Source organism: Streptomyces sp. NPDC057438 (genome assembly GCF_042802995.1).
GTDB lineage: Bacteria > Actinomycetota > Actinomycetes > Streptomycetales > Streptomycetaceae > Streptomyces.
Genome location: NZ_JBHVDD010000008.1, coordinates 133,258 through 154,713, shown reverse-complemented (window position 1 = coordinate 154,713; position 21,456 = coordinate 133,258). Strand labels below are relative to the sequence as shown.

18 protein-coding genes are annotated in these 21,456 nt (G+C 73.1%); 8 read left to right on the top strand and 10 right to left on the bottom strand.

Going from position 1 to position 21,456, the window contains the following annotated elements:
- Window positions 1–112 precede the first annotated feature (112 nt).
- A complete protein-coding gene (locus ACFU5F_RS07840) occupies window positions 113–688 on the bottom strand; it encodes a LuxR C-terminal-related transcriptional regulator (RefSeq protein WP_383883455.1) in 576 nt (191 codons plus the stop codon).
- Window positions 689–1,314: 626 nt separating this feature from the next.
- On the opposite strand from ACFU5F_RS07840, the gene ACFU5F_RS07835 reads away from it, so the two are divergent.
- On the top strand, window positions 1,315–2,055 hold the full coding sequence (locus tag ACFU5F_RS07835; protein WP_383883452.1) for a hypothetical protein: 741 nt from the start codon (window positions 1,315–1,317) through the stop codon (window positions 2,053–2,055).
- A 62-nt stretch (window positions 2,056–2,117) separates the two neighbouring features.
- Here ACFU5F_RS07835 and ACFU5F_RS07830 read toward each other — a convergent pair whose 3' ends face one another.
- From ACFU5F_RS07830 to ACFU5F_RS07820, 3 genes are all read right to left on the bottom strand, one after another.
- Window positions 2,118–2,345 carry a hypothetical protein gene (locus ACFU5F_RS07830; RefSeq protein ID WP_383883449.1) on the bottom strand — a complete coding sequence of 76 codons (228 nt, stop codon included), beginning with the start codon at window positions 2,343–2,345 and terminating at the stop codon, window positions 2,118–2,120.
- Window positions 2,346–2,613: 268 nt separating this feature from the next.
- A complete protein-coding gene (locus ACFU5F_RS07825) occupies window positions 2,614–3,516 on the bottom strand; it encodes an LLM class F420-dependent oxidoreductase (RefSeq protein WP_383883446.1) in 903 nt (300 codons plus the stop codon).
- Window positions 3,517–3,617: 101 nt separating this feature from the next.
- Entirely contained in the window at window positions 3,618–4,892 is a 1,275-nt protein-coding gene (locus ACFU5F_RS07820) for an amidohydrolase family protein (protein WP_383883443.1), read from the bottom strand.
- 165 nt (window positions 4,893–5,057) lie between these two features.
- Between ACFU5F_RS07820 and ACFU5F_RS07815 the strand changes: the two genes are divergently transcribed.
- The 3 genes from ACFU5F_RS07815 (at window position 5,058) to ACFU5F_RS07805 (ending at window position 9,005) form a co-directional block, all read left to right on the top strand.
- On the top strand, window positions 5,058–8,090 hold the full coding sequence (locus ACFU5F_RS07815; RefSeq protein ID WP_383883492.1) for a BTAD domain-containing putative transcriptional regulator: 3,033 nt from the start codon (window positions 5,058–5,060) through the stop codon (window positions 8,088–8,090).
- 205 nt (window positions 8,091–8,295) lie between these two features.
- Window positions 8,296–8,487, top strand: a complete 192-nt coding sequence (locus ACFU5F_RS07810; RefSeq protein ID WP_383883440.1) for a sigma-like protein — start codon at window positions 8,296–8,298, stop codon at window positions 8,485–8,487.
- 116 nt (window positions 8,488–8,603) lie between these two features.
- On the top strand, window positions 8,604–9,005 hold the full coding sequence (locus ACFU5F_RS07805) for a DUF6247 family protein (protein WP_383883437.1): 402 nt from the start codon (window positions 8,604–8,606) through the stop codon (window positions 9,003–9,005).
- A gap of 132 nt (window positions 9,006–9,137) precedes the next feature.
- Here the strand turns inward: ACFU5F_RS07805 and ACFU5F_RS07800 are convergent, their stop codons facing one another.
- Window positions 9,138–10,802 carry a fatty acid--CoA ligase family protein gene (locus ACFU5F_RS07800; protein ID WP_383883434.1) on the bottom strand — a complete coding sequence of 555 codons (1,665 nt, stop codon included), beginning with the start codon at window positions 10,800–10,802 and terminating at the stop codon, window positions 9,138–9,140.
- 160 nt (window positions 10,803–10,962) lie between these two features.
- Here ACFU5F_RS07800 and ACFU5F_RS07795 point away from each other — a divergent pair, with 160 nt between their 5' ends.
- The 3 genes from ACFU5F_RS07795 to ACFU5F_RS07785 are packed head-to-tail and all read left to right on the top strand — an operon-like array spanning window position 10,963 to window position 13,342.
- On the top strand, window positions 10,963–12,111 hold the full coding sequence (locus tag ACFU5F_RS07795) for a lipid-transfer protein (RefSeq protein WP_383883490.1): 1,149 nt from the start codon (window positions 10,963–10,965) through the stop codon (window positions 12,109–12,111).
- A 38-nt stretch (window positions 12,112–12,149) separates the two neighbouring features.
- Complete coding sequence (locus ACFU5F_RS07790; RefSeq protein WP_383883431.1) at window positions 12,150–12,566, top strand: Zn-ribbon domain-containing OB-fold protein; 417 nt, start codon at window positions 12,150–12,152, stop codon at window positions 12,564–12,566.
- On the top strand, window positions 12,563–13,342 hold the full coding sequence (locus tag ACFU5F_RS07785) for an enoyl-CoA hydratase/isomerase family protein (RefSeq protein ID WP_383883428.1): 780 nt from the start codon (window positions 12,563–12,565) through the stop codon (window positions 13,340–13,342). Before ACFU5F_RS07790 ends, ACFU5F_RS07785 begins: the two co-directional genes overlap by 4 nt.
- A 24-nt stretch (window positions 13,343–13,366) precedes the next feature.
- Here the strand turns inward: ACFU5F_RS07785 and ACFU5F_RS07780 are convergent, their stop codons facing one another.
- The 5 genes from ACFU5F_RS07780 to ACFU5F_RS07760 form a co-directional block, all read right to left on the bottom strand.
- On the bottom strand, window positions 13,367–14,749 hold the full coding sequence (locus tag ACFU5F_RS07780; protein WP_383883425.1) for a hypothetical protein: 1,383 nt from the start codon (window positions 14,747–14,749) through the stop codon (window positions 13,367–13,369).
- A gap of 84 nt (window positions 14,750–14,833) precedes the next feature.
- Window positions 14,834–16,063, bottom strand: coding sequence for a CU044_5270 family protein (locus ACFU5F_RS07775; RefSeq protein ID WP_383883423.1), 1,230 nt, complete (start codon window positions 16,061–16,063; stop codon window positions 14,834–14,836).
- Window positions 16,060–16,692, bottom strand: coding sequence for an RNA polymerase sigma factor (locus ACFU5F_RS07770; protein WP_383883421.1), 633 nt, complete (start codon window positions 16,690–16,692; stop codon window positions 16,060–16,062). The genes ACFU5F_RS07775 and ACFU5F_RS07770 overlap by 4 nt, the downstream gene beginning before the upstream one ends.
- 141 nt (window positions 16,693–16,833) lie before the next feature.
- A complete protein-coding gene (locus ACFU5F_RS07765; RefSeq protein WP_383883418.1) occupies window positions 16,834–19,176 on the bottom strand; it encodes a PQQ-binding-like beta-propeller repeat protein in 2,343 nt (780 codons plus the stop codon).
- A 347-nt stretch (window positions 19,177–19,523) separates the two neighbouring features.
- Window positions 19,524–20,426, bottom strand: a complete 903-nt coding sequence (locus tag ACFU5F_RS07760; protein ID WP_383883416.1) for a VOC family protein — start codon at window positions 20,424–20,426, stop codon at window positions 19,524–19,526.
- A 293-nt stretch (window positions 20,427–20,719) separates the two neighbouring features.
- Between ACFU5F_RS07760 and ACFU5F_RS07755 the strand changes: the two genes are divergently transcribed.
- Complete coding sequence (locus ACFU5F_RS07755) at window positions 20,720–21,367, top strand: TetR family transcriptional regulator (protein WP_383883413.1); 648 nt, start codon at window positions 20,720–20,722, stop codon at window positions 21,365–21,367.
- The last annotated feature ends 89 nt before the right edge of the window (window positions 21,368–21,456 follow it).

The window sequence follows — 21,456 nt, the reverse complement described above, 5'->3', positions numbered from 1 at the left end:
GTCGCTGTCCGTAACGGACAGCGACCGCCGCAACGGACAGCGGCAAGCAGAGTACGACCGGAACACGACCGGCCCCCGCGCATCACGCGGGGGCTTCTTCGTGCACGCCAGGTCAGCGTGCGGTCAGTCCGATGGGGTCGCCCTGTGCGGCTCCCAGCCACTTCAGCACCGCGTCCGTGTTGCCGCGGGCGTCCAGCTTGGCGTAGATGTTGCTGAGGTTGTTGCGGACGGTCTTCTCGCTCAGCCGCAGACGCAACCCGATCTCCTGGGCGCCGAGGCCGGTGGAGAGGAGTTCCATGATCTGGCGTTCGCGGGGCGAGAGCAGCGAGCGCAGTCGCTCCATCGCCTCCCCGGGGTCCGGCAGACGCCTGGCCGCGTCCCGGACGGCGGCGCAGGCGACGGGCGAGAAGTAGGTGTGGCCGACCGTGGCGGCCATGACCGCCGAGGAGAGCATGCAGGTGCAGTAGTCGCCCTCGACCAGATAGCCGGCCCCGCCGCGGAACACCTCCACCACCACCTCGGCGTCCCGGCGGGGGCTGACGACGATCACCGGAGCGCTCATGGAGCCCATGGCCTGCAGCAGCTCCGCGAAGGAGACCGACGGGTCCTCGCAGCGCAGGACCACGACATCCGCCTCGGTCTCCCGGATCGTGCGATAGGGCGGCGGGATGTGCAGCGCGCTGCTCACGTACCGGTCGTCGGGGGCCGGCCAGTCGTCGTGCGGCCACTCCCTTTCGGCACAGGCGAGCGCGACGGACAGGCCCTGGGACGACGTTTCCGGCAGGTGGGGTGGGTGTGGCGGGAAACGGGAGGGGCGTGCGGGAACAGCTGAGACGGGAGTGCCTACGTACTGGGGCGTGCCGACGTGCCGGGGGGATCGCACTTCGCGTGTCCTTCCGCCGAAGCCATGACTCCCCTACATACGTGACTCCGGCGCAAGTTGTTCGAAGTTTCAATCACGAAGCGCCAAGCTGTCTGACAGGTTCGGCCGCCTCCGCCCACCACCGGGAGCGAAACGCCTCGGCCGTGAACTCCCCCGCCAGGCACGAGAGTTCATTCAGGTCGGTCGAACGACGTGCGTGGTGGACCGTTCCCACGGTGGCGGCGGTGGCGGGAGAAAGACGCATGGACCTGCACGGCTGTGGGCGTCGGGACGAGTGCGGAGCCTCTGCGGCGGGTGGGCGGTAGGGTCCGGGTGTGCGTTGATCTGCCGGGCGGTGGCCGAGTGTTGCCGCAGAAGGTGCGGGTGACCCCGATGAGTCCCGGGGCCGCCCGGTCTGCATGCCTGTCGTCCACCCCACCGGAGATCACTCCATGACCACTCAGCAGCCCATGCCTTCCTACGACGCGTTCGTCGAGCTCGCCGCCTCCGACCCGGCTGTCGTCGGCCTGGTCCTCAAGGGTTCCCGGGCCCACGAGGGCATGACCACCGCGCACTCGGACCATGACCTGTACGTCGTCCTCGCCGAGGGTGCGACGACGACTCTCACCCGGTTCGCGGGGCACCGCACCCCGGAACTCGACCTAGTCGTCCTCTCCCTCGACGAGTTCCGCGCCGCCGGGATGCCCGGATTCGAGCGGTACGCCCTCGCCCGCGCCCGGGTCGTGCTCGACAGGCTGGGCGGAGGCATCGCCCGGATCCTGGCCGCCAAGGCCCGGCTCGACGCCGAGGAGGGCTTCCGGGAAGCGGGAGGATGGCTCGACGCCTACGCCAACTCCCTCTACCGCTCGGTCAAGAACGACCGCGACGGGCATGCGCTCGCGGCCCGGCTCGACGCCGCCGACAGCGTCCGCTTCCTGCTGGAGGCCCTCTTCACCCTGGACCGCCGTCCCCGCCCCTACAACAAGTACCTGGAGTGGGAGCTGACCCGGTTCCCGCTGCCCGGCTGGGACACCGGCCTGCTCCTCGACGCCGTGGACCGCGTCTCGGGTACGGGCGACGTGTCCGCACAGCGTCGTCTCTTCGCCCAGGTCGAAGCCGTGGCCCGGCGAGCCGGGCACGGCGCCGTGCTGGACGCGTGGGGTGAGGACCTGCGCCTGATGCGACCGCAGTAGCGGCGGGCACCGCGAACCTTCGGCCGCCTGCCGGCCGTACGGCGGTGCGGTTCGTCCGCGAGTCAGCCGGTGTCGGCCGAACCCGTGGCCCGCCTGTCCACCACGTACACCCCCATGCCCGTCACCGTCTCCACCAGTCCCTCGTCCTTGAGCACCTTCACGGCCTTGCGCAAGGCCGTCGGTGCCGAGCGGGTGGTGGCGTGCTGAGGCCGCCGGAGGCGGACGCGGAGCTGTCCACCGAACGCGCGCTCGCCGGGCGGCCCGGCTGCGCGCCCGGCAGGGACAGGCACCGGTGAAGGCTGGGCGGTACCCCGAGAACGGGGCCTCCCGGCTGACCGTCCGGACCTACCGGATCAGCCCTGACGCCGAGTCCGACGGCCACGCGCAGCAGCGCACGGTCACCAGCGAGCACGACACCGAGCGCCTGCCGAAGTCGCAGGAGTGGCCGCCATGCCGCTGCCCCCGTTGCCGGACCGGGCAGGAAACAGAACCTCGGTAGCAAGCACCGCGTCATCGGCCGCCTGCCCTGTCGCAACCTCCACGCGGGGCGGGTGGCTCCTACAACAACGGCCCCACCTCGGCCCCGAACCGCGCCATCTGGTCCGTGAGTTCGGGTCGGCTACGGCTACGGAACCGCACCTGGATCTGGTCCACCCCCATCTCCCCGTACGCCCGCAGCGACTCCGCGAGGGCCTCCGGGTGGCCGGTGAGGGTGCGACGGCCGACATCCCAGTCCGGCTCGCCCACGTACAGCGGCTCGGTGATCGCGCCGACGGTGAGCGGGGTGGTGACGCCGGCCTCCTCCCGCAGGCGCCGCAGGCGGGTGATCTGGGCCGGGAGGCGGTCGCGGGGGTCGCCCTGGGGGAGCCAGCCGTCGCCCCGTACGGCGGCCCGGCGGACGGCGGCCGGGGACGAGCCGCCCACCCACACCGGGACGCGGGCCTGGGCGGGGCGCGGGCGCTGGCCCAGGTCCTCGAAGTCGTAGAGCTTGCCGTGGTGGGAGGGGAACTCGTCCGGGCCGAGGGCCGCGCGCAGGGCGTCCACGCACTCGTCCAGCACGGCGCCCCTGCGCTCGAAGTCGACGCCGAGCGCCTCGAACTCCTCCCGTACGTGACCGGCTCCCACGCCGAGGATCAGCCGGCCCCCGGAGAGGTGGTCGAGGGTGGCGTACTGCTTGGCGGTGAGGAGCGGATGACGCAGGCCGACGACGGCGACATGGCTGAGCAGCCGGACCCGTTGGGTGACGGCGGCCAGGTAGGCGAGCGTGGCGACCGGGTCGTACCAGACCGTCCCCATCGCCGGCGCGAGGCGGCGCGGGATGGCCACGTGGTCGCAGACGGCGAGGTACGCGAACCCCGCCCGGTCGGCGGCCCGTGCGATCCCGGCCAGCTCCTCCGGACCGGCGTCCGCCTCCCAGGGCTCTGCGTAGAGGGTGCTCTGCGACTGGACCGGCAGCTGCATCCCGTAACGGAGCCCGCCGCCGGACCCGCCCGACCGACGCTCCTCCGGCCCGCTCGGCTCCCGCCCCCCGGACCCGCTCGGCCCCTGCCCCCCGCCCCCGCTCACCTCGCGCTCCCGGGCCCCGCCCACAGCCCCTCCTTCGTCAGGCCCAGCAGGTCGATCGCGTTCCGGCGCACGATGCGGTCCACGACGTCGGGGTCCAGGTGGCCCATCTGCGCCTCGCCGACCTGCCGCGACTCGGGCCAGGTGGAGTCGGAGTGGGGGTAGTCGGTCTCGTACAGCACGTTGCCGACGCCTATCGCGTCGATGTTCCTCAGCCCGAACGCGTCGTCGAAGAAGCAGCCGTAGACGTGGTCGGCGAAGAGTTCCGACGGCGGACGGTGGACCTTGTCGGCCACCCCGCCCCAGCCCCGGTTCTCCTCCCACACCACGTCCGCGCGCTCCAGGATGTAGGGGATCCAGCCGATCTGACCCTCGGCGTACATGACCTTGAGGTGGGGGAAGCGTTCGAACTTGCCGCTCATCAGCCAGTCGACCATCGAGAAGCAGCAGTTGGCGAAGGTGATCGTGGAGCCGACGGCGGGCGGCGCGTCGGCGGAGGTCGACGGCATCCGGCTCGACGAGCCGATGTGCATCGCCACGACCGTGCCGGTCTCGTCACAGGCGGCGAGGAAGGGGTCCCAGTCGTCGGTGTGGACGGAGGGCAGACCGAGGTGCGGGGGGATCTCCGAGAAGGCCACGGCCCGCACGCCGCGCGCCGCGTTCCTGCGTACCTCCGCCGCCGCCAGCTCCGCGTCCCAGAGCGGGATGAGGGTCAGCGGGATCAGCCGGCCCCGGGCGTCGGGGCCGCACCACTCCTCCACCATCCAGTCGTTGTAGGCCCGCACGCCCAGCAGTCCCAGCTCGCGGTCGGCCGCCTCGGTGAAGGTCTGGCCGCAGAAGCGCGGGAAGGTCGGGAAACAGAGGGCCGACTGGACGTGGTTGACATCCATGTCCGCGAGGCGCTGCGGGACGTCGTACGAGCCCGGGCGCATCTGCTCGTAGGTGATGATCTCCAGTTTGATCTCGTCCCTGGAGTAGCCGACGGCGGTGTCGAGGCGGGTCAGCGGGCGGTGCAGGTCCTCGTAGACCCACCAGTCGCCGATCGGGCCGTCGTCGCCGGGGGCACCCATCACGGGCTTGAAGCGGCCCCCGAGGAACGTCATCTCCTTCAGCGGCGCGCGGACGATACGGGGGGCCGTGTCCAGGTACTTCTTGGGGAGCCTGTCCTGCCAGACGTTCGGGGGCTCCACCGTGTGGTCGTCGACGGAGATGATCTTCGGGAAGGGAATGGGGGCGGTGGTGGGATCCGTGGCGCTCGTCTCCAAGGTGTCCATGTCCGCCACGGTAGCGCCGATCTGACGGTCCGTCAGTAATCCGTTCGCCTGTGTGGACCTGGTGACATGCCCGTGGCTTCCTGTGATCGAGCCCTCCCACGGCTGACGGATACGCCACGAGCAAGGCAAACTGGCTTGTGCACCAAGGAGGCTTGGGTGACGTCGATGGGTGGTGAACCGGGAGTGCCGCAGAGCGGTGTGCCGCGCGTGCCGGAGCAGAGGGCTGCCGTGGACCCCCGGATTCCGGAACCGGCCCCCCAGCCACCGGCTCTCCGGCCACCGGCCCCTGAGCCACCGGCCGAGCTGCGCTTCGCCGTGCTCGGGCCCGTCCGGGCCTGGCTCGGCACCGAACCCCTCGCCACCGGTTCGCCTCAGCAACGGGCCCTGCTGGCGGCGCTGTTGCTGCGCGAGGGCCGTACGGCCACCGCGCACGAACTGATCGACGCGCTGTGGGGCGACGACCCGCCGTCACAGGCGCTGGCGGCGGTACGGACGTACGCCTCGCGGCTGCGCAAGGTGCTGCCGGGTGTGCTGGTCAGCGAGTCCGGCGGTTACGCGGTCCGTGCGCTCTCGGGCGGCGCGCTGGACCTGGCCGTGGCCCAGGAGCTGGCCGCCGACGCCGAGAAGGCCAGGAGTTCAGGCGATCTGCTCCAGGCCCGCGAGCTGCTGAACAGGGCGCTGGGGCTGTGGGACGGGGAAGTCCTGGCGGGCGTGCCGGGACCGTACGCCGAGACCCAGCGCGCCCGGCTGGAGGAGTGGCGCCTCCAACTCGTCGAGACCCGGCTCGACATGGACCTGGAGCAGGGCTGCCACGCGGAGGCCGTCTCCGAGCTCACCGCCCTGACCGCCGCCCACCCGTTGCGGGAGCGACTGCGCGAACTGCTGATGCTGGCGCTGTACCGCAGCGGACGGCAGGCCGAAGCCCTCGCCGTCTACGCCGACACACGCCGCCTCCTCGCCGACGAGCTGGGCGTGGACCCCCGCCCGGGCCTGCGGGAGCTGCAGCAGCGCATCCTCCAGGCGGACCCGGGTCTCGCGGAGCCCTCCGCGCCCCTCGCTGCCGAGACCTCGGCGGCCCCCGTACGGCCGGCTCAACTGCCCGCCACCGTCCCGGACTTCACCGGCCGCGCCGCCTTCGTGAACGACCTGAGCGAGGTGCTGGCGGAGGCGTCCGGCGCCGAGGGCCAGGTGATGTCGGTGTCCGCACTGGCGGGTATCGGCGGCGTCGGCAAGACCACGCTCGCGGTGCACGTGGCCCATCTGGCCCGGCCCGCCTTCCCCGACGGGCAGCTGTACGTCGACCTCCAGGGCGCCGGCTCCCGCCCCGCCGAGCCGGAGACGGTCCTCGGCTCGTTCCTGCGCGCGCTCGGCACGGCCGACTCCGCGATCCCGGACTCCCTGGAGGAGCGGGCCGCGCTGTACCGGTCGGTCCTGGACGGCCGCCGGGTCCTGGTCCTGCTCGACAACGCGCGCGACGCGGCCCAGGTACGGCCGCTGCTGCCCGGCACGGCGGGCTGCGCGGCGCTGGTCACCGCCCGGGTGCGCATGGTGGACCTGGCCGGCGCCCACCTCGTCGACCTCGACGTGATGTCGCCCGACGAGGCCCTGCAGCTGTTCACGAAGATCGTCGGCGAGGAGCGCGTCGCGGCGGAACGCAAGGCCGCGCTCGACGTCGTCGCCGCCTGCGGCTTCCTGCCGCTGGCCATCCGCATCGCCGCGTCCCGCCTGGCGGCGCGCAGAACGTGGACGGTGTCCGTCCTCGCCGCCAAACTCGCCGACGAGCGGCGCCGACTGGACGAGCTGCAGGCCGGTGACCTGGCGGTGAAGGCCACCTTCGAGCTGGGCTACGGCCAGCTGGAGCCCGCCCAGGCCCGCGCCTTCCGCCTCCTCGGCCTCGCGGACGGCCCGGACATCTCGCTGGCCGCGGCCGCCGCCGTACTGGATCTGCCGCCGGAGGACGCCGAGGACGTCCTGGAGATCCTCGTCGACACGTCCCTCCTGGAGTCCGCCGCCCCCGGCCGCTACCGCTTCCACGACCTCGTCCGGCTCTACGCGCGTGCATGCGCCGAACGCGACGAACAGCCGCCGAGCGAGCGGACCGCGGCGATGTCACGGCTGCTGGACTTCTATCTGGCGACGGCGACACGGGTGTACGCGATCGAGCGGCCCGGGGACCGGACGGTCGCGCACCTGGAGCGGAGCCGGTACGCCGGACGGGAGTTCGTCTCCGCCTCGGACGCGCTGGACTGGCTGCACGCGGAGGCCGAACCGCTCCTCGCGTGCGTCCAGCAGTCGCTGGGGGCGTCCACCTTGCGACGGGCCGTCGACCTCCTGCTGGCCACCATCGATCTGGCCGAGTCCGGCGCCGGTTCGCGCCGCTACGAGACGACCGCGCTCGCCGCCCGTGACGCGGCGGCGGCGCTCGGGGACGCGCACGCGGAGACCCGGGCCCGCATCACACTGGCCCAGGTGCTCAGCCAGGCGGGTCGCTTCGACGAGGCCGAGCGGGAGGCCGAGCGCGCCGATCTCGTGAACGAGGCGGCCGGCGACCCCTGGACGAGCGGCACCGCCCCCAACCAGCTGGGAATCATCGCCAACTGCACGGCTCGATTCGCGGACGCCGAGGTCTTCCTGCTCAGGGCCATCGAGGCGTTCCAGGCGGACGGCAACAAGCCCGGCGAGGCGAGCGCGGTGTGCAACCTGTCCCGTTCCCTCGCCTCGATGGGACGTACCGCCAGGTCGGTCGAGCTCGCGCAGCGAGGCGTGGAGATCTACGACGAGCTGGGTCTGTCCGTCCGCCTCGCGAACGCCCGCTATGCCTCGGGAACCGTGCTCACGCAGGCGGGCCGTCTCCCGGAGGCCCTGGAGCAACTCGACGCGGCACTGCGGATCTTCACCGAGAGCCGTCAGCGTCTCTGGGAGGGGACGACCCATTTCCGGGTGGCGCAGGTCCACCTGGCGGCCCGTCGTCCTGCCCAGGCCGCCCGCCACGCCGAACAGGCGCTGGCGATCGGCTGCATCGGCGGCGACTGGATGCGGGCCAATGCCCTGACCCTGCTGGGCAGGGCCCTGGTGGCCCTCGGCCAGTCGGACCGGGCCCGTGTCTGCTGGCGTGAGGCGCTGACGATGTACGAGCGGAACAACTCCTCGGAGGCCGACGAGGTGCGCGGCCTGCTGCATCCGCTCGCGGCGGCGTGACAGCCCTGGGGCAGGACGTTCATCGAACGTTTATGGGCGGCTGACATGCTCGATCCATCGATCCGTCGCGTCGGGGGGCAGGCGGATCCGTAGGGCCTCACCGTCAGTCGAGGCCACCTGAAACGCCCGTTCGGCGGCCCCCGGGGGAGTCGCCGAACGGGCGCTTCCGCCCAGCAGCACCGTTCACTCACGGGGAGTTCCAGCTATGAGCGAGAAGAAGAAGCAGGACCCGGAGATCACCACGATGGACCAGCACACGCCCGCACCGCCGAAGAAGGACGGAGCGGTCACCCCGCAGGACCAGCACACTCCGGCCCCGCCGAGCGAGGGCCCGGAGATCACCACGATGGACCAGCACACGCCGGCCCCGCCCGCCCTGGACCTGGGCGGCAAGTGACCTTCTCCTGACGGGGGATCGGCCGCGGTGGCGCGGAGGGGGAGCCACCGCGGCCGAGGTGTGTCCGCCCCCGCCGCGCGGCGCGCGGCGGGGGCGGTGCTCAGGGAGGGACGAGGATGATCACAGCGCCTGCCGGGCCGGGCACGCCCGTCGTGCCCCGGCCCGAGAGGACCCCGCCCGCGCTGCGCGCGGCCCTGGCGCGGGTGGCGCCGCACCGCCTGGGCGAGATGGAACGGCAGAAGGACGAGGCCATCACCCTGGCCGCCCGCACGGGCAGCCTCCGGCCGATCACCCGCTTCCTCGAAACGTGGGCCGTCACCGTGGAGATCGCCAGGAACCCCGCCACGGCCGCCCGCCTGCACACCGCCGAACACACGGCCCGCACCGTCGACCACGACGACCCGGCCTGGCGCGAGGCGATGCACGAGATCCGCGACCTGCACGCGACGGCCCTGAAGTCGCTCGACCAGGAACCACCCGGCCAGGAGCCGACCGAACGGACTGCGGCCGACCGGTAGCAGGCCGGCCGCGTACGAGCGAGAGTGAGGGGACCGTCCCGTACGGGCGGCGGTCAAGCGGTCGTCCGCGAACGGGACGCGGGCGGGCGTCCGGGAACGAGGCGCGGGCGGGCGGGCGCGCACGGCGCACCCTCACCGCCCCCGCAACTCCCCCTTCACCACCTTCCCGCTCGCGTTCCGCGGCAGCTCGCGCAGGAACTCCACCGCTCTGGGCACCTTGTAGTTGGCCATCTCCCGTCGGGACCAGGCGATGAGGTCGTCGGCGGTGACGTGGGAGCCGGGGCGGCGCACGACGTAGGCCCGGCCGACCTCGCCGAGGCGGGTGTCGGGGACGCCGACGACCGCCACGTCGGCCACGTCCGGGTGGAGGCCGAGGAGCTGCTCGATCTCCGCCGGGTACGCGTTGAAGCCGCCGACGATGAACATGTCCTTGATGCGGTCGGTGATCCGGAGGTTGCCGGCCTCGTCGAGGACGCCGACGTCACCGGTGCGGAGCCAGCCGTCGGGCGTGACCGCGCGGGCGGTCTCCGCGGGGTCCTCGAAGTAGCCCCGCATGACGTTGAAGCCGCGGACGAGCACCTCCCCCGGCGAGCCCGCCGGCAGGGCGGCCCCCAGCGGGTCGACGACCCGCACCTCCGTCCCCGGTATCGCCCGCCCGGACGTCGACGCGATCACCGACGGCTCGTCGCCGCGCCGGCACATCGTGACGATGCCGGACGCCTCGGACAGGCCGTACGCCGTCAGCACGGTGTCCACGCGCAGCTCCGCCCGCAGCCGTTCGACCAGGCGCAGCGGCACCACCGCCGCGCCGGTCACCACCAGGCGCAGGGCGCTGAGGTCGTAGTCGTCGCGGGCGGGGTGGTCCAGGAGGGACTGGTGGAGGGTGGGCGGGCCGGGGAGGACGGAGACGCGTTCCGCCGCCACGTTCGCCATCGCCGTCTCCACGTTGAACACCGACTGCGGGATCATCGTCGCGCCCCGCATGAGGCAGGCGATCACGCCCGCCTTGTAGCCGAAGGTGTGGAAGAAGGGGTTCACGATGAGGTAGCGGTCGCCGCGGCGGAGCCCGGCCAGTTCGCTCCACACCTCGTACGCCCGCAGGGTCTGCGCGTGGGTGATCACCACGCCCTTCGAGCGGCCCGTGGTGCCGGAGGTGAAGACGATGTCGGACGGGGAGTCCCCGGTCAGTGCCTCCGCCCGCTCTCGGAGCACCCCCTCCCCCACCCCGTCACCGCTCGCGAGGAAGTCCTTCCAGGTGCGGAAGTCGGCGGGCGCGTCGTCCGCCAGCACCACCACCTGTTCCAGGTGCGGGAGTCCGGGCAGCGGGCCCGGCCGCTCACACACGCTCCCGGCGCCCGGGGCCCGCAGCCGCCCGCCGTCCGCGCCGGCGGCCCGCCGCAGCGAGGCCACGTACGACGTCCCGAGGAACGTCCCGGTGACGAACAGCAGCTTGGCCCGGCTGCGCGCCAGCACGTCCGCCGCCTCGCCGCCCTTGAAGCGGGTGTTCAGCGGGACGAGCACCGCGCCCGCCGAGACCGCGCCGAGCGCGGAGACGATCCAGTCGAGGGAGTTCGGCGCCCAGAGGGCGACCCGGTCACCGGCCCGGACCCCGTTCGCGACGCACGCGGCCGCCGCGCGCTCCACCCGCGCGCCCAGTTCCGCGTACGACACCCGTGTACGCCCGTCGACGACGGCCTCGTCCCCGCCGAACCGCCGGGCCGCCGAGCGGACCAGCCCGGGGACGGTCCCCCACGCCCCCCGTCCCCGGTCCGTGCGCCCCTCCACCTCACCGATCACAGCAGGCCTCCGTAGCGAGAAACCAGTGTCCACGTGCTGCCCGAGCATGAGCTGACTACCCGTCAGATTAGCGGTACCCTGACGGACTGTCAGCAGCCGACAGCCCCTGTGCGGAGGTGCGCTCCGCAGCCCTGTGCGGAGGTGTGCCCCTATGGCTCCCATGGCCGTGCTCAAGGACGCGACGGCGATCGTCGGCATCGGCCAGACAGCTTTCGCCAAGCAACTGCCGGAAACGGAACGGGCGTTGGCGTGCCGGGCGATACTCGCCGCGCTCGACGACGCGGGGATAGCCCCGGACGAGGTCGACGCGCTCGCCTCGTACACGATGGAGGAGACGGACGAGGTCGAGGTCGCCAAGGCGCTCGGCTTCGGCGACCTCACCTTCTTCAGCAAGGTCGGCTACGGCGGCGGCGGTTCGTGCGCCACGGTCGCGCATCTGGCCGCCGCGATCACGACCGGCCAGGCCACGGTCGGCGTCGCCTGGCGGTCCCGGAAACGCGGCTCGGGCCCCCGCCCGTGGAAGAACACCACGGTTCAGCTCCCCACCCCCGCGCAGTGGACCCGCCCCTACGGTCTGCTCCGCCCCGCCGACGAGATAGCCATGCTCGCCCGCCGCCACATGCACGAGTACGGCACGACCCGCGACCACCTCTTCAACGTCGCCCTGGCCTGCCGCAACCGGGCGAACCAGAACCCCGCCGCGATCATGTACGAGCGCCCCCTGACCCGCGAGATGTACATGAACTCCCGCTGGATCAGCGAACCCCTCTGCCTCTTCGACAACTGCCTGGAGACGGACGGGGCGTTGGCCTGCGTGGTGGTGAGCTCCGAGCGCGCCCGTGACTGCCGCCGCACCCCCGTCTACGTCCACTCCGCCGCCCAGGGCCTGCCCGCCCAGCACCACGGCATGGTCAACTACTGGAACGACGACCCGCTGACGGGCCCCGCCTGGACCGCCGCCCGGCACCTGTGGAAACACGCGGACATCACCCCGGACGACATCGACGTGGCCCAGATCTACGACGCGTTCACCGCGCTGATCCCCCTCTCGCTGGAGGGCTACGGCTTCTGCGGCCGGGGGGAGGGCGGCGCGTTCACCGAGGGCGGCGCCCTGGAGAGCGGCGGTCGGCTGCCCCTCAACACCTCCGGGGGCGGCCTCAGCGAGGCGTACGTCCACGGGTTCAACCTGATCACCGAGGGCGTACGGCAGCTGCGCGGCACGAGCACCGCCCAGGTGCCGGGAGCGGCGACCTGTCTGGTGACGGCGGGCGAGGGCGTCCCGACCTCGGCCCTGCTGCTGAGGAACTGAGAAGCCGAGCGATCAAGGGAGTTGAGGGAGTTGAGGACATGCTGACCCCCGTCACGGACGAAGACGGCGCCCCCTTCTGGGAGTACGCCGCCCGCGGCGAACTGCGCATCCAGGCCTGCGCCGACTGCGGCGAACTCCGCTTCCCGCCCCGCCCCTGCTGCCCCCACTGCCGCTCGTTCGCGACGGAATGGCGCCGGGTCGGCGGCCGGGGCCGCATCTGGTCGTACGTCCTGCCCCACCCGCCCCTCCTCCCCGACTACGCCGAGCAGGCCCCGTACAACGTCGTCCTCGTCGAACTCGCCGACGCCCCCCGCATCCGCCTCGTCGGCAACCTGGTGAGCGCACCGGGCGCCCGGCTCGACTCCGTCCCCGTCGAACGCCTGCGGATCGGCGCCCGGGTCCAGGTGGTCTTCACCGCCGACGGCCTCCCCCAATGGGTACTGGAGCGGCCGTGACCCTGCGCACGACGACGGACAAGGACACGGGCGTCGCCCTCCTCACCCTGGACCGCCCGGAGAGGCACAACGCCCTGGACCTGGCGACGGTAGAGCAACTGGCCATGACCTGGCGGGAGTTGCGCTACGACGACACCGTACGGGCGGTCGTCGTGACCGGCGCCGGCGACCGCGCCTTCTGCACGGGCCTCGACCGGGAGGCGGCGGCGTCCGTCCCCCAGCCGCACTCCCCCTACACGATCGAGGACCCCCTCCTGCGGGTCGGCCCGAAGTCCAACGACCTCTGGAAACCGGTGATCGCGGCGGTGAACGGCATGGCCTGCGGCGGCGCCTTCTACCTCCTCGGCGAATCGGAGTTCCTCGTCGCGGACCCCTCGGCCACCTTCTTCGACCCCCACACCACGTACGGCATGGTCAGCGCCTTCGAGTCGATCCTCATGTCCCAGCGCATGCCGTACGGGGAGGCCACGCGGATGGCGCTGACGGGCACCGCCGAGCGGATGTCGGCCCGCCGGGCGTACGAGGTGGGCCTGGTCTCGGAGGTGACGGAACCCGGCGGATCCGTCACCGCCGCGCTCCGCTGCGCCGAGGTGATCGCCGGGTACCCCCCGGAGGCCGTCCAGGGCACGGTCCGCGCCTGCTGGGCCGCCCGGGAGACGGCACGGGCGCACGCCCTCGCGTACGCCCCGCACCTCGTCTCCCTGGGCAACCTGCCGACGGAACGGCAGTCGGAACTGTTCACGGGCCGCCGGACCGGCGGGTACCGGGTGCGGTGAACCCCACACAGGTGGTGGTGGACGTCAGCGCAGTCCGCGGGAGACCACCAGGCCGCAGGACTCCGTGGCGCTCTCGCACCCGGCGCTGCCGGCGGCCAGTACGGCGCGCGTGCCGGGGACACCCTCGATGTCGAAGACCGTGCTGCCCCAGCTCGTCGAGGTGAGTTCCGCCGGGAGTTCCTCGTCGGTCCAGGCGGTGCCGTCCCAGCGGGAGAGCACGGTGTGAGGGCTGCCCCCGGGCAGCCAGCCCGCGACCCACACGTTCCCCGAGGCGTCCACGCCGGCGGCGTTCACCTCGTCGACCGTGGGGGCGGGCAACTGCCGCCAGCCACGGCCGTCCCAGCGCGCGGAGAGCAGCCCGCTCGGCACCTGGGGATCGTTGGTCTTGCCGAGCACGTGCACCGTTCCGCGCCGCGTCGACACGACGTGGTTGGCCACCCAGCCGGGGTCGTACGCGTACGGGGCGGGGATTGCCCGCACGGTCCAGCGGCGGCCGTCGTAGTGGAGGAGCAGGGGCTTGGCGACACCGTCCTTCTCGCTGTGCGCGCTGACCCACACGTCGTCGGGTCCCGTTCCGGCGATGGACGAGGGTTCCACCGGGCCGCCGTCCGGCGCCTGGGGCAGTGCCCTACGGCTCCACGTACGGCCGTTCCAGTGCTCCAGGTGCCCGGAGTACGCCTGGGCGGGGTCCGTCGCCGTCGGGTTCCAGTCCAGGGTGGTCAGCCACACGGAGTTCGCGCCCAGCGACTTCATGTTCAGGACGAAGCGGATCGAACCCTCGGCGGGCGCCGGCCGTGACACCGCCCTCCAGCGGGTGCCGTCCCAGTGCTGGAGCACGATCGGGCTGGTGGTCGCCGGGGGCGCGGCGCCCTCGCGCAGCCGGTGCGCCAGGGTGTCGGGCAGCCGGTCCAGGAGGGAGTCCGGCAGCCGTTCGGCCTCGCGAGCGCCCTTTGCTGCGGCGATATCGACGTCCGTGTAGGTTCCGGCGGCCCAGACGTCACCCGGGCCCGAGGCGGCCACCGCGTCCAGCTGCGCGGGTCTGCCGCCGGTCCCGGCGAGCGGGACGTCGCTCCATGTGCGACCGTCCCAGTGCCTGGCCGCCGGAGCCCAGGTCCAGGAGTCGTCCAGGGTGCGGCCGACCGCCCACGCGTCGTTCCGGGCCGTCGCGGCGACGTCGTAGAAGTCGGTCGAGTCCGGCCCGGTCAGCCGCAGCGCCAGCTTCCAGGGCGACTCCGCGAGGGAGACCCGCTGCTGGGCCGGTGTCTGAGCGGGTGCCTGGGCCGGTGCTTGCGGCTGCGGACGCGGTTGCGCCTGCGCGGCGTACGGGGTGAGCGCGAGGGCGCAGGCCGCGAGTGCGGTGGCCACGCGGGCGGCGGGTGGGACCAGACGCCGTAAGGGAGTTGTCATCGTGTGCTGTGCTCCTGCTGTCGCTGGGGTCGGTGGTGCTGCCACTGGCATGTCGGGGCGTGCTTCGCCGGACGGCTGCACCGCTCAGTGCCGGGCGTTCGCCGGCACCTCGATCTGGCGCTCGCCCCAGCCCATCCGGGTCGTCGCCGTGTAGTTCACCGTCGTGCCCGCGTCGAGGCCCGCCTCGCGGGCCCTGGCCGACGGTTCGACCAGCACGAGCAGCTCGGCGAGCAGCTCGCCGGTGGACGGATCCACGACGACCCGCTGCTCCACGCCGCCCAGCGCTGTCGCGTGCGTGCCCGGGAAGGCGATCCCGACGCCCTCGCGCCCCAGCGGATCGGTGACCCGCCCGAGCCCCCGGACGCCGGGCTGTTCCGCCATCACGCGGTACGCGGCGGCCCGGACGGCGGGCTTCACCGGCATCGTGATCAGGTCGGCGGCCTGACGCAGCACGTGGGCCGTGCGGTCGGTGATCTCGGCACCGCCGTCCTGTCCGTGCCGCCGCTCCAGCTCGCGCCGCAACCCGGCGGTGTCGGAGGGCAGGGCGAGCAGATCCTGGTAGGAGGCGTTCCGCGGGCCGAGCGCGTAGATCTTGTCGTCGGCGTCCGTACGCATGACCATCGGCTGCCGGGGCCCCATCGTGTACCCGAGCGTGCCGCCCGCCTCGTTGCCGGGGACCTCCGCCTGCATCGTCCGGGGTGAGCCGGCGGCCCGCCAGCGTGCCGCGTCCTCCTTGGTCAGGGGGGCGATCTCGGCGTCGAGACCCGAGACCATCAGGCTCCGGGTTCCCGGACGCACCCCCACCGACCACCGGGAGGTCGCCGTGTCGCGCACGGCGAGGAGCGGTCCCTCGCCGTTCTCCGCACCGACGACGTTCACGTCCTGCGAGCGCGTGGTGGTCTGCCAGTACGCTCCCCCGCCGTCCGCCGTGCTCACCTTCCTGGCCGCGCCGAGCAGTTCGAGGCGTCCGTCCGCCGCGGACGCGTCCGGCCCCACGGCGGAGGAGGAGTGCGGGGGCGCGCCCGGCCTCCCGCCGAGCGGGTCCCGGTCGAGGGTGCTCACGACCACGGCCGACGCGGCGACGGCCGCGAGGGCGGCCATGGTCCCCAGCGGCCGGACGCCGCCCCGGAACCGCTCCGGGACGCGGAAGCGCGCCGTGCGGGGAGCGTCGGCCTCCCGGGCGAGGAGGCGTTCGAGGTGCGCGCGCTGCCGCGGGGAGTCCGCGAGCCTCGCCGGGTCCAGCTCGTCGGGCCGGGCGTCCGCGAGGACCTGCATGACGTCGGGCCGCCCGGACCGTCCGTGGGTGTCCTTCATGTGAGTGCTCCTCTGCGATCGGTGCGGCCCGGGGCCTGGGGTGCGTGGGGTGCGGGCGGTGTGGGGGATGCGGGCGGTACGGGCGCCGCGGAGTGCGCGGTCCGTCCGGGGGCCGCCGGTGCCGGGGACGCCGGGTGCGCCGGGTCCAGGGCCTTCTCCAGACGGCGGCGGGCCCGGTGCAGCCGGACGGTCAGCGTCGCGGTGGTGCAGCCCAGGACCCGGGCGGCCTGCCGGGCGCTCAGCCCGTGCCAGGCGATGAGCGTCAGCAGCTCCCGGTCGGCGTCCGACAGGCTCGCCAGGGCCTGCAGCGCGGCTTCCCGCTCGGTCACGTCCGCCGCCACGTCGCCGGCGTCGCCGCGGACGCCGCGGCCGATCTGCTGCGCCTCGGCGGCGGCCAGGGCGTACTGGTGGGCGTCGCGGCGGCGCAGCTCGCGCACCAGGTTGCGGGCGACCCCCAGGAGCCAGGGCAACGGGGGGCGCGGAATGTCCCGTACCCGCCGCCAGGCCACGGTGAAGGTCTCGCTGGTGATGTCCTCCCCTACCTGACGTCCCACCAGGCTGGTGGCGTAGGCGAGGACGCGTGGATAGCACTCCTCGTAGATGTCCCTGAAGCGTTGCGCATGTGTCACGCGCCGTCCCCTCGTATCGGCTGTCTCACCGAGCAGTGCGCGGGGCGACCGACTTCTTACAGGGGGAGCGGAGATTCATGGACTGTGACCCGCGTCACGTCCGGTGCGCTGCGCGGGCGGAGGAGGGGAACGCTCGTGGTCCTAGGACGTCCGGGCCGTCCCCGTCCCCTTCTCCGCGTCCAGCGCGTACACGCACCGGTCCTTGCTGCAGGCGTACACCACGCCGTCCTTGACCACGGGCGACCCCGTGATCTCCCCGCCCGTCGCGAGCTTCCACCGCAGGCGGCCGTCGTCGGCCTTCAGCGTGTACAGCAGGTGGTCCGTCGAGCCGAAGTGGATCCGCCCCTCCGCCACCGACGGGGCGCCGACGATCTCGCCGCCCGCCTGGAAGCGCCACTTCGGCGTGCCCGTGACCGCGTCGAGGGTGTAGAGCCCCTTGCCGCTGCCGACATGGACGTGTCCGGCGGCGACCAGGACCGGCTCCAGCGAGGAGCGGGACTCCGTCGCGATGCGCCAGCGGTCGCGGCCGTCGGTCGCGTCGAGGGCGTAGACCGTGCCGAGGTAGTCGGCGAGGTAGACGCCGCCGCCCGTGACGGCGGGGCCCGGCGCGAACGTGGGCGCGGAGAGGAAGACGGCCGGTGCCTCGAAGTGCCAGCGGACGTGGCCGCTCGCGATGTCCACGGCGAGGACGCGGCTGCCGGCGGAGATGTACACGTAGCCGTCCTCGGCCGGCGCGAGCCGTACCGGGACGCCACCGCAGGAGGCCGCGTCGCCGATGGGGTACGACCAGCGCTCGTCGCCCGTACGGGCCTCCAGCGCGCGCAGCCGGGCGTCCTTCCAGACGTAGACCGTGCCGTCCTGGACGACCGGGCCGGCCTCGGGGGACTCGAAGTCGGTCTGGGCGCCGGTCAGCTCCCAGAGCTTCTGCCCGTTGGACGCCTCCCAGCCCTGGACGCCGCCGCCGCGGGTGGCGGTGACCACGGTGCCCCGGTCGGCCTTGAGCGAGTACACCCAGGCGTCCGTCGACAGCCGCCACAGGTCCCCGCCCTCACGGGCGTCGAGCGCGAAGAGGGTGGGGCCGTCGGAGGCGTGGATACGGCCGTCCGCGACCGCCATCGACCAGGCGACGTCACGGGTCTTGAAGCGGCGCCGACCGGTGGCCACGTCCAGGGCGTGCACCTCGAAGGAGGTGACGTAGACGAGGTCGTCGGCGACGGACGGGGTGCCCCACACATCGTTCGACATGCGGAAACGCCAGGGGCGCCAGCCGGAGGGGGCCGCCTCGGGGGTGGCGGGCGGGGCGGCGACGGGCGCGGGGTCGGCGCCGTTGACGCCGGCGCGCGGCCGGGACCAGGACGCGGCGAGGCCCGCCTCGGGCGGGGGCGCCTTCACGGCGGCCGCACGGGCGTCGGCGACGCGCGGACCGGGCCCGATGGGCACCTGGCCGCCGGCGAGCCGTACCGGCCCGGTGTCGGGGGCGCCGACGGGGACGGGCGCGGGGTCGTACGGGGGCGGGGGCGGGGGGACCGGGGCGGTGGGGCGGCCGCCTCCGCTGCGGCCGGAGGAGGTCTGCGGCTTGGGCGCCGGGCGACCGCCCCGGCGGGTCTCGATCATGGCGACGGCCTTCTCCGGCAGCCACGCCGACGCCGTACCGCTGTCGTCCGAGCCGGAGCCGAAGAGGTGCGGGGCGAGCTGTGCCTGGAGGTCGGCCGGGCCCGGGCGCGCGGTCGGGTCCATCTGCATACAGGACTCGATCAACGGGCGCAGGTCCTCCGGGAGGCCGGAGAGGTCGGGACCCTCGCGCAGCAGCATGAAGACGGTCTCGACGGGGTTGGCGCCGTGGAACGGGGCGTGTCCGGTGGCGGCGAACACGAGCATCGAACCGAGCGAGAAGACGTCGCTCGCGCCGGTCACGCTGCGCGAGTCCTTGGCCTGCTCGGGCGACATGTACGCGGGCGTCCCGACGGCGACGTTCGTCATCGTCAAACGCGTGTTCGAGACGCCGGACGCGATGCCGAAGTCGATCACGCGGGGCCCGTCCTCGACGACGAGCACGTTGGAGGGCTTCAGGTCGCGGTGGACGAGCCCGGCGCCGTGGATGGACTGCAGGGCCTCGGCCACGCCCGCGGCGAACCAGCGGACGGCCTGGACCGGCATCGGTCCGCAGTCGTTCACTATCTCCTCGAGGGAGGGCGCGGGGACGTACGCGGTCGCCAGCCACGGCACGGCGGCGCGGGGATCGGCGTCGACCACCGCCGCCGTGTAGAAGCCGGACACCGCGCGGGCCGCCTCGACCTCGCGCGTGAAACGGACCCGGAAGAGCTGGTCCTCGGCCAGTTCCGTCCGCACCGTTTTGATCGCCACACGCCGGCCCGACGCCGAGCGCGCCAGATAGACCAGCCCCATGCCGCCGGCACCCAGCCGTCCCAGCACCTCGAACGGCCCGATCCGCCGCGGATCGTGCTGCGTCAGCTGATCCACCACTTGCCCTGCCACCTCCCCGTACGGACCGCGTCACCCGTATTGTGCGCGCGGCCCCGTGCAGCGTCTCACCACCGCACCGCCATGGCGGCACGCACCCCGATTCTTCCTGTACCGGGGGCAGGTTGCGAACCCAAGGGCGAGTCGGGGTGTCTCAGGACAAAACCACGTCGTCCGCCTCCCGGGAAGCGGGAGCCCGGATCGTGGGACACCGTGGCGAGCCGCGTACCACCGGCGCACAACCCCGTACGCCTGCCCGCGCGGCACCCCCGTCACGCCCCCGGAGCGCCCGCGCGAACCTGGAGTCGGGCGCTCGGGCCCAGCCCTGCCGACCGCCGTCTTCTCGCTGGTCAGCCCTCGTCCACCGGGGCGTTCACGTCGCGTACGCCCCGCGCCGGGGTGTCGTCCGCACGCCGGTCGTCCCCCTCCTGCCGCAGCTCGTCCGGGTGCTGTTCGGTCTGGTCCGCCTCCTGCGGCGCCTCCCGCCGGCCGTTTCCGTTCTTCCGCTGCAGCAGGGCGAACGACGCGCCTTGATTGTCCGTGACGACCGCCACATTTCCGTACGAGGTGTCGAACGGCGGCACCTGCACGCGCCCCCCGAGCCGGCTGACGGTTCCGAGCGCCGCCTCGCAGTCGTCCGTCGCGAAGTGGACCAGGAAGTGCGGCGGCATCTCCGCCGGGAAGACGTCCGTGAGCGCGGCCCGGCCGAAGTCCGGGGCCGCGTCCGGGCCGAAGAGGGCGTCGTGGAAGAGGTGCGCGTAGAACGAGTTGGCCGCCTTGGTGTCCCGCGTGTACAGCTCGGCCCACGCGAACGTGCCGGGCTCGTGGCGCCGCCCGAAGCCGGTGTGCGTACCGGGCTGCCAGAGGCCGAAGACGGCGCTCTCGGGGTCGGTGGCCAGCGCGGCGGCGCCGAGCGTGCCGACCGGGGCCGGCGGGGTGATCACCTGACCGCCGGCCGCGGTGATCCGGGCGGTGAGGGCGAGCGCGTCCGGGGTGGCGAAGTGCACGGTCCACACGGTGGGGAGGCGGCCGTCGGGCTTGGGGGCGAGGGCGGCGACGGGGGCGCCCTCGACATACGCCCACACCTCGTGAGCGCCGTCCCCGGGGGCCACCCTGAAGGACCATCCGAAGAGGTCGCCGTAGAACCGCTTCCCCGCCTCCACGTCGGGCAACTGGGCGTCGACCCAGCAGGGGACGCCCTCGGAGTACGCCACGCCTCCCGTCCCGGCACCGGCTCCCGTCTCATCGGCCATAGGGCCAAGCTAAGGGCCACCCCCGGAATGCGCGCGTCGGGGCTCTTGCACGGCTGCGGGGAACCGCGCGAGACGCCCCACCGGACCCGCACGTACCCACCCACCCAGCCGCGGAGCGCGGAGGGAGGCGGCGGGGCACCGCCCCTGCAGGAGCGGAAGGGTAAGGGCCGCGGAGGCGAAAGAATCCCGCCAACACGCCCAGTGATCACCTCATGAACCCCTTGGTGACGCCGCTGCTCCCCATTTGCAGTCGGCCGAATCGCGCTCCGATCACCCCTCGGTAAGCTGACGGCATGACAGGACAAGTGCGTACCGTCGACGGCCGCGTGGCCGGCCGACGAGGGCAGGCGACCCGGCAGAAGCTGCTCGACTGCCTCAGCGAGATGCTCAGCTCGTCGCCCTACCGGGACGTCAAAGTCATTGATGTCGCCCGGAAGGCGGGGACTTCACCCGCGACCTTCTACCAGTACTTCCCGGACGTCGAGGGCGCCGTCCTGGAGATCGCCGAGCAAATGGCCGCAGAGGGCGCCACCTTGACGCGCCTCCTCGACGGCCGCTCCTGGGTCGGCAAGGCCGGCTGGCAGACCGCCCAGGAACTCGTCGACGGCTTCCTGGACTTCTGGCGCAAGAACGACGCGATCCTCCGCGTCGTCGACCTCGGAGCCGCCGAAGGCGACAAACGCTTCTACAAGATCCGCATGAAGATCCTGAACTCGGTCACCAACTCCCTGTCGGAGACGGTCTCCGAGCTGCAGGCCAAGGGCCGCGTCGACAAGGACGTGAACCCGGCGGCCCTCGCCGGCTCCCTCGTCGCGATGCTCGCCTCGGTCTCCGGGCACCAGAAGGGGTTCCAGACCTGGGGCGTCAAGCAGGCCGAACTGCGCCCCAACCTGGCGCTGTTGGTCCACCTGGGCATCACCGGCAAGAAACCCACCAAGTAACCAGGAGCACCCGGGCACGCCCCGGACGCGATTCCTGTCACGCAGACGGCACCCTCGGCCGAGGAGTGCCGCCTGCCGCGTTCAGGGGG